Source organism: Anaerotruncus colihominis (genome assembly GCF_010206195.1).
GTDB lineage: Bacteria > Bacillota > Clostridia > Oscillospirales > Ruminococcaceae > Anaerotruncus > Anaerotruncus colihominis_A.
On the sequence record NZ_VIQT01000010.1, the window covers coordinates 408298 to 415862 of the forward strand.

Consider the following 7565-nt stretch of genomic DNA (forward strand, 5'->3'; position numbering starts at 1 on the left):
CAGGCGGGAAGCTTTACGCCTCCTCAGCCGATTTGAGCTTTTCGGCCTGATCAAACGTCATCAGCGCCTCAAACAGCTCCGCAAGATCGCCGTTGAGCACGGAATCAAGCTTATACAGCGTCAACCCGATCCGATGGTCCGTCACACGGCCCTGCGGATAATTATAAGTGCGGATGCGCTCGCTGCGGTCGCCCGTGCCGACCTGGAGACGGCGCTCCGTGGCGATCTTGTCGTTTTGTTCGCGTACCTTGATATCCAGCAGACGGGCGCGCAGCACCTTGAGCGCGCGGTCCTTATTCTTGTACTGGCTGCGCTCATCCTGGCATTCGACGACCATGCCGGTCGGCAGGTGCGTCACACGGATGGCCGACGACGTCTTGTTGACGTGCTGGCCGCCCGCGCCGCTGGAACGGAACACATCGATCTGTAAATCCTTCGGGTCAAGCTCGAACTCGACCTCCTCGGCCTCCGGCAGCACCGCAACCGTCACAGTAGAGGTGTGAATGCGCCCCTGCGTCTCCGTCTCCGGCACACGCTGAACGCGGTGCACGCCGCTTTCATATTTCAGGCGCGAATAAGCGCCCTCGCCCGTGATGGAAAAACAGATCTCCTTATAGCCGCCAAGCTCCGTCTCGTTGGCGCTGATTATCTCGCACTGCCAGCCGAGCCCTTCGGCGTACATCGTATACATCCGGTACAGCACGCCGGCAAAGAGCGCGGCTTCCTCGCCGCCCGCGCCGCCGCGGATTTCAACGATAACGTTTTTATCATCATTCGGATCGCGCGGCAGCAGCAGGATTTTCAGATCCTGCGCTGTCTGATCGAGGGCAGCCCGGTTTTCGTCAAGCTGCTCCTGTGCCAGCTCGCGCATCTCGCGGTCAACACCGCTTTCATCGAGCACCTCCCGCGCTTCGTCGCACGCATCCTTTGCCGCCCGGTAAGCGCGGTACTTTTCAACGACCGGCGTCAGGCGGCTATACTCCTTCATCAGCGACGCGTACTGCTCCGGATCGCTGGTTACATCCGGTTCCATCAGGCGGCGGCTGATCTCCTCGTAGCGCGCCGCGACAGAATCGAGCTTATCAAACATATTGATTTCCTCCTAAGCCGCTTACAGAAAACCCCCAGCCGGCAGGACGCATATTTTCACGGCCTGTCCGGCAGCCTGCCGCTTCAGACAGGCCGGTTCCTACAGGCGGCGCTTTGCAAGCTGGCTGCGGTCAAGCTCCTCACCGCCGCGCAGAACCCGCCTGATATTTTTCTCCGCCTTTGCGCGCGCGACCATAACCTCGCGCCCGCAGCCGTTGCAGCGGATGCGAAAATCCATTCCCACACGGCCGACCGTAAACCGGCATTCCCCGCACGGGTGCGGCTTTTTCATTACAAGAATATCACCGATCTGAATATCCATCCGCGTCCCTCCCACCTGGTTCGATTGAAGGCGTTCTGTCCGTTTTCCCAAACCGCCCTTCCTCAAGATATCCATTCGATATCAATTTATTATACAAAATATTGGTCCATAACGCAAGGACGCCGCGGCGAATATTTTACGCATGCACGCCATCCGCCGCGCGCCGCTCCAATTCTATTTGACGCGGCGCACTCATATAGATGATGTATGTTGAAAGAGGAGGGGCGCGAAAATGCCAACTTATAAACCGGAGGGTATGCTGATTGATACCGTCCCCAACCGGCAGGCGTTCAAATCGATGACTGCCCTTATGGAGGCGCAAGTCTCCGGCCGCATCCTGGAAAGCCGTGCGATCGTCTGCGATTCCGATCATAATCTGATAGTCGATATGGGCGCCTGGCGCGGTATCATCCCGCGCGACGAAGCCGCTCTTGGCATCGCTGAGGGAACAACGCGCGACATCGCCATCATTTCCCGTGTCAATAAACCTGTCTGCTACCGCATCATGGGCTTTGAGCACAGCGGCGAAGGCGTCGTCATCCCACAACTTTCGCGGCGCGCCGTCCAACAGGAATGCCAGGATGCCTACATAGCAAAGCTTGCGCCGGGCGACGTCATAGACGCGAAGGTTACGCATCTGGAATCGTTTGGCTGTTTCGTCGATATTGGCTGCGGCCTTCCGTCGTTGATCCCCATCGACGCGATTTCTGTCAGCCGCATCGCGCACCCACGCGACCGGTTCACGCCGGCGCAGGATATCAAAGCCGTCGTCAAAGCGGTCGAGCCGGACGGGCGCGTCTCACTCACACACAAGGAGCTGCTTGGAACCTGGAGCGAAAACGCGGCTCTGTTTTCGCCCGGCGAAACCGTCGCAGGTATCGTCCGCTCGATTGAGGACTATGGTGTATTTGTGGAGCTTGCGCCGAATCTCGCCGGGTTGGCGGAGCCGCGCGAAGGCGTTACGGCCGGCCAGCACGCGAGCGTCTACATCAAGAGCCTGATCCCGGAAAAAATGAAAGCAAAGCTGATCATTGTCGACGCCTTCGACGCCGGATGGCGCGCCGCCCCGACGCCTTATTTCATCACGGAAGGGCACATCAGCCGCTGGCAGTACTCCCCAGCCTGTTCCGACCGGCTAATCGAGACGGTATTCGATCCCACATAACAAAAGCACAGGGGCGCCGGCCACCCCTGTGCTTTTGTCTTTGCTCTTGGCCTGCGCGATTGCATCGCCGCTCTTTTTCAGACATACGCCCATGACGGCTCATGCGCCGTGCGGACGCAGCGCCATTTCTCCAAAAGCCGCCGCCATACCGGCCACAAGGCTCCACTGACGCGCCATATAGGAGTGAAGCTTTGCAGTACGCGACCGGTAATTCGCCGCGGCCAATTTTTCATCATCGAAATACTCCGCAACGGCGCTGGCGGCGCAGAAGCCGCTTTCAAGCCCCGCTGAAATCCCCTCGCCCATCGGATTGAGAAAGCCGGCAATCTCGCCCGCAAAAAACACGCGCCCAAAATTGTAATCGATCGCGCATCCGGGCCTGATCTGTGGCATCAGCCACCGTTCCGATCGGAGCTCCCCCTCTGTCCGCAGGCGAAACCGTTCCTGCATGTGGGCGATAAATCGTTCATAATACGCCCCGATCCGGCCGGGGTCCTTCGCAGAGACGCCAAGCACGAGCAGATCGTCCTTGACATTGAACCATGCGTCGTACTCCGAAAGCTCCGGCTGCAAATAGGCATAAAAATAGTGCGGATCAAGATCGATCGTTCCCCGATAAAAGGTCTGAAAGGTCGTAATCAACGGCGACGGCCCGCCGAAAAGCTTCCGCTTGACAGCTCCCGTAACACCTTCGCAATCGATAACATAGCGTACAAGCTCCGTGTATATCCCCTTTTTCCCCCGCAGCGTGACAGCAACACTGCCGGCCTGTGGAACACACGCGCATACGGACGTGGCGTCCCGCACTTCAGCGCCGCATTGGGCTGCTTTCATGACGAGCCAATGATCGAACGCACCGCGCCAGATATTCATTCCCTCCTGTTCAAACCGCACCGCTTTGCCGCTGTCGCCTGTAAAAACCATACCCCGATTTTCTGCCGGCGCGCAGGTTGTATCGGATGGAACACCTTCTCCAAAATAAAGCCGCACCAGATCGAGCGACTTTTTGATCAATATTCCCGAGCAGGATTTATAGCGCGGCAGTGCAAACCGCTCCACAAGCAAAACCCGCAGCCCCCGTTTTGCAAGCGTTGCAGCCGCTGTGCTTCCGCTCGGTCCTGCGCCGATGACAATGACATCATACATATTTCGCTCCTCCGTTTTCATTCTCTGACCGGACCTTTATAGGGTAAACAGAAAGCGGGCCACCCCGCTTATCTGCGGCACAGCCCGCCTTTTAGGGATCGCCTATCTCATTTATTGGGGAGCTCCTGTTTTTAGCTGCGCCGCCCCACTATTCGCGGCGCAGCCGAACTAAGTTTTTCGCCGAGGCCTTTTTTCAAAAAGGCCGGGAAGTTTTTCGCCGAGGCCTTTTTTCAAAAAGGCCGGGAAGTTTTTCAGTCCGCGTCAGGCATCCGTTTCACGTTCCAGCTTTTCGCGGTACGCGCGCGCCGCCTGCTCTGTCTTGTTGTCTCCAAAGGTGTAGTACGTCCGCCCGGCCAGCGCGTCCGGCAGGTACTGCTGCCGGACAAAATGGCCCGGGTAATCGTGCGGATACTTGTAAAACTGACCTGGCCGCGCGACATCCGCGCCGTCGTAATGCTTGTTTTGCAGGCAGCGCGGAATCGGACCGGCCAGCCCGGCGCGCACATCGGCGAGCGCGGCATTGATGCCCATATAGGCCGAATTGGACTTCGGCGCAGTGGCCAGCAGCACGGCCGCTTGCGCCAGTGGGATGCGCGCCTCCGGCAGGCCAAGCTGCAAGGCCGAATCAACGCAGGCTTTCACGATTGCCGCAGCCATCGGATAGGCCAATCCAATATCCTCGCTGGCAATCACGAGCAGGCGGCGGCACGGGGAAAGCAGGTCGCCGGCCTCCAAAAGCCGCGCAAGATAATGCAAAGCCGCATTCTCATCCGATCCGCGAATAGACTTTTGCAGCGCGGAAAGGATATCATAATGTTCGTCGCCGTCACGGTCATAGCGCATGGCGCTTTTCTGCGCCACCTGCCGCGCGTCCTCCAACGTGACCGCCTGATTCGCGCCCGCCGCGAGCGCAAGCATCTCGACAGCATTGACCGCCTTGCGCACATCGCCGCCGCACGCGGACGCGATGTATTCACATACGCCGTCCTCAATTTCAAAGCGGCGGCACGCCGCCTCTCCGGCAGCCTCAAACGCGCGCTGCACAGCGCGCTGCACAGCCTGGGGCTGCACCGGCTTGAACTCAAACACCGTGCTGCGCGACAGCACTGCGTTATATACATAAAAGTACGGATTTTCCGTCGTCGAAGCAATCAACGTGATCGAACCGTTTTCAATAAATTCCAAAAGCGTCTGCTGCTGCTTTTTATTGAGATACTGGATCTCGTCGAGATATAAAATCACGCCGCCGATGCCGTCGATCGTATTTGTTTCGCCGACCACATCGCGGATATCGGATGTGGAGGCGGTTGTCCCGTTGAGCTTGCAGAGCTTCTTTCCGGCGCGTTTTGCGATAATTGACGCGACGGTCGTCTTGCCGACGCCGGACGGGCCGTAAAAAATCAGGTTCGGAATATTTCCTGACTCCACCATGCGGCGTAGCACCTTATCCCGGCCGAGCAGATGCTCCTGCCCGACCACGTCGTCGAGCGTCTGCGGCCGGATACGGTCAGCGAGCGGCGCTGCCATAAGATCACCTCAATTTTATTCGTACAGAGGATATTTTGCGCAGAGCGCCTCAACGCCCGCCCGAATCTGGTCGGCCTTGGACTCAAAATCGGTTGCCGCCATCCGGATAAATTCCGCTATCCGGTCCATATCCTCCTCGACAAAGCCGCGGCTTGTGACAGCGGGCGTACCGATGCGCACGCCGCTTGTAACGAACGGGCTCTGCGGATCGTCCGGGATCGCGTTCTTGTTGACGGTGATGTACACCTCGTCAAGCTTCTTTTCAAGTTCCTTGCCGGTCACATTGAAATTGCGCAGATCAAGCAGCACAAGATGGTTGTCGCTGCCGCCCGAAACGAGCTTGAAGCCGCGCTGCGCCAGTCCCTTTGCAAGCGCCTGGCAATTTTGGATGATCTGGTGTTGATACGCCTTGAATGCCGGCTGCAACGCCTCGCCCAGGCAGACAGCCTTCGCTGCGATGATATGCTCAAGCGGACCGCCCTGTGTGCCCGGGAAAATAGCCTTGTTGATCTTCGGCGCCAATTTCTCTGTACACAAAATCATGCCGCCGCGCGGGCCACGCAGCGTCTTGTGCGTGGTCGTTGTCACAACGTCCGCATACGGGACCGGGTTCGGATGCTCCCCGGCAGCAACCAGGCCGGCGATGTGCGCCATATCGACCATGAAATACGCGCCGACTTCCTTTGCGATTGCGGAGAGCTTTTCAAAGTCAATGACGCGCGGATATGCGGACGCACCGGCGACCAACAACTTCGGCCTGCATTCAAGCGCGATCGAACGCACCTTGTCATAATCGATCACCTGCGTGACAGGATCGACGCCGTAGGGAACGAATTTATAATACTTGCCGGACATATTGACCGGCGAGCCGTGCGTCAGATGGCCGCCGTCGGCCAAGCTCATGCCCAGAACGGTGTCGCCCGGCTCAAGCAGCGCAAAATAGACGGCCAGATTGGCCTGTGCGCCGGAATGTGGCTGCACGTTGGCATGCGCCGCGCCAAACAATTTTTTGGCGCGTTCAATCGCGATATTCTCAACCTGATCGACAAATTCACAGCCGCCGTAATACCGCTTGCCCGGATAGCCTTCCGCATATTTGTTGGTGAGCACAGAACCCATTGCGGCCAGTACCGCCGGGCTGACAATGTTCTCCGATGCAATCAGCTCGATATTTCTGCGCTGGCGCGCAAGCTCCCGCTGCATCGCCGCCCCGACTTCCGGGTCGCTTTCGGATACGAATCCAATCGTATCAAGCATGTCATTAAACATAGTAAAAATCCCTCCAATATCATGATGACCGTCCCCGCCAAAAACGAAAACGGCGCCGGGCGCCCCGCCCGCCATATTCGCGGCGCTGACGGAAGCGCTTAAAAAGGCTGCGGTCTACTCACCCGTTCCGAATAACCGCTTGCATATTTTCAGTATAACACAGATTGCACCCGCCGCACAAGCGCCCGCAAAAAAAGGCGCGGCGAGGCTGCGCCTTTCTTTTTTGTGCCAGATATGCTAAACTGACAGCAGCAACCCAGAAAAGGAGGGGGTACCTTGTCCATGTTCAATCGACCAACGCCGCCCACCTGGAAGATCCTGCTCTATACAGCACTTTCCATCGGCGTTCTTTTATTGCTCGGGCGTCTTGCGCCGTATATCCTGGCTTAGTCGCTGTCTGAAAAAAAACAAAACATCTGAAAATGCATAAAGGGGCGCGGCATAAGACTATGCCGCGCCCCTTTATATAAATTAGGAGAAAAAAATGAAAAGCAACTTTCTGTTTGTTTGAAAATTTGGATCACCTGGATACCGCACTTTTCAAACAGGGGTTCAGGCAGTTTTTTCAACGCCTGGGGACTCCTCCGCAGCGAAGCGGACCCGCGTTGTACGGGAGCCGCGGTATTTGCGGCTGGCTTTGCCGTATGCGATCATACCGCTGACAAAAGCCACGCCTATACCAAGCATAATCGAGGCGAACAGCTTCTCTACAAGTTTGTTGACGAACAGGTAAACCGCGACGTCGCGCAGCCAACGAAGTATTCCCACGTCGCGCGAAATCTCGATCATGCCGCCCGCAAGGAACGATAAAGCGATGAATGCGGCGACAGCTACAATTGCGCCTGTCCGGAACGTATGATTTTTATTTTTTCTGTTTTTCATAGCTGTCGCCTCCTTAAAAGTTACAATCTGTAACTTTTATAATAATTTCTACAATTGATTTTACATTTTGTATTTTCCTTATCTATACTATACCACAGAAAATAAGAAAATCAAGAGGAAAACGCGAAATTTATTAAAATTTTTTTCACATTTGTAACTGGTTTG

Annotated in this window: 7 protein-coding genes; 1 reads left to right on the forward strand and 6 read right to left on the reverse strand. The window is 56.7% G+C overall.

Features of this window, described 5'->3' with window-relative positions; translation table 11 throughout:
* Positions 1-13 precede the first annotated feature (13 nt).
* Together prfA and FMM72_RS09780 are read right to left on the reverse strand one after the other, a co-directional pair.
* The gene (gene prfA, locus FMM72_RS09775; protein ID WP_162221302.1) at positions 14-1090 is read right to left on the reverse strand and encodes a peptide chain release factor 1; all 1077 of its coding nucleotides are present in this window, start codon (positions 1088-1090) and stop codon (positions 14-16) included.
* A 99-nt stretch (positions 1091-1189) separates the two neighbouring features.
* Positions 1190-1411 carry a DUF951 domain-containing protein gene (locus tag FMM72_RS09780; RefSeq protein WP_160210869.1) on the reverse strand — a complete coding sequence of 74 codons (222 nt, stop codon included), beginning with the start codon at positions 1409-1411 and terminating at the stop codon, positions 1190-1192.
* A gap of 232 nt (positions 1412-1643) precedes the next feature.
* On the opposite strand from FMM72_RS09780, the gene FMM72_RS09785 reads away from it, so the two are divergent.
* The gene (locus tag FMM72_RS09785) at positions 1644-2576 is read left to right on the forward strand and encodes a S1 RNA-binding domain-containing protein (protein ID WP_162221303.1); all 933 of its coding nucleotides are present in this window, start codon (positions 1644-1646) and stop codon (positions 2574-2576) included.
* Between the two features lie 99 nt (positions 2577-2675).
* Here the strand turns inward: FMM72_RS09785 and FMM72_RS09790 are convergent, their stop codons facing one another.
* The 4 genes from FMM72_RS09790 to FMM72_RS09805 form a co-directional block, all read right to left on the reverse strand.
* A complete protein-coding gene (locus tag FMM72_RS09790; protein ID WP_162221304.1) occupies positions 2676-3722 on the reverse strand; it encodes an NAD(P)/FAD-dependent oxidoreductase in 1047 nt (348 codons plus the stop codon).
* Between the two features lie 261 nt (positions 3723-3983).
* The gene (locus FMM72_RS09795; RefSeq protein WP_160210866.1) at positions 3984-5249 is read right to left on the reverse strand and encodes a replication-associated recombination protein A; all 1266 of its coding nucleotides are present in this window, start codon (positions 5247-5249) and stop codon (positions 3984-3986) included.
* A gap of 15 nt (positions 5250-5264) precedes the next feature.
* Positions 5265-6518, reverse strand: a complete 1254-nt coding sequence (gene glyA / locus FMM72_RS09800) for a serine hydroxymethyltransferase (protein WP_162221305.1) — start codon at positions 6516-6518, stop codon at positions 5265-5267.
* Between the two features lie 552 nt (positions 6519-7070).
* A complete protein-coding gene (locus tag FMM72_RS09805) occupies positions 7071-7400 on the reverse strand; it encodes a hypothetical protein (protein WP_162221306.1) in 330 nt (109 codons plus the stop codon).
* Between the last annotated feature and the right edge of the window lie 165 nt (positions 7401-7565).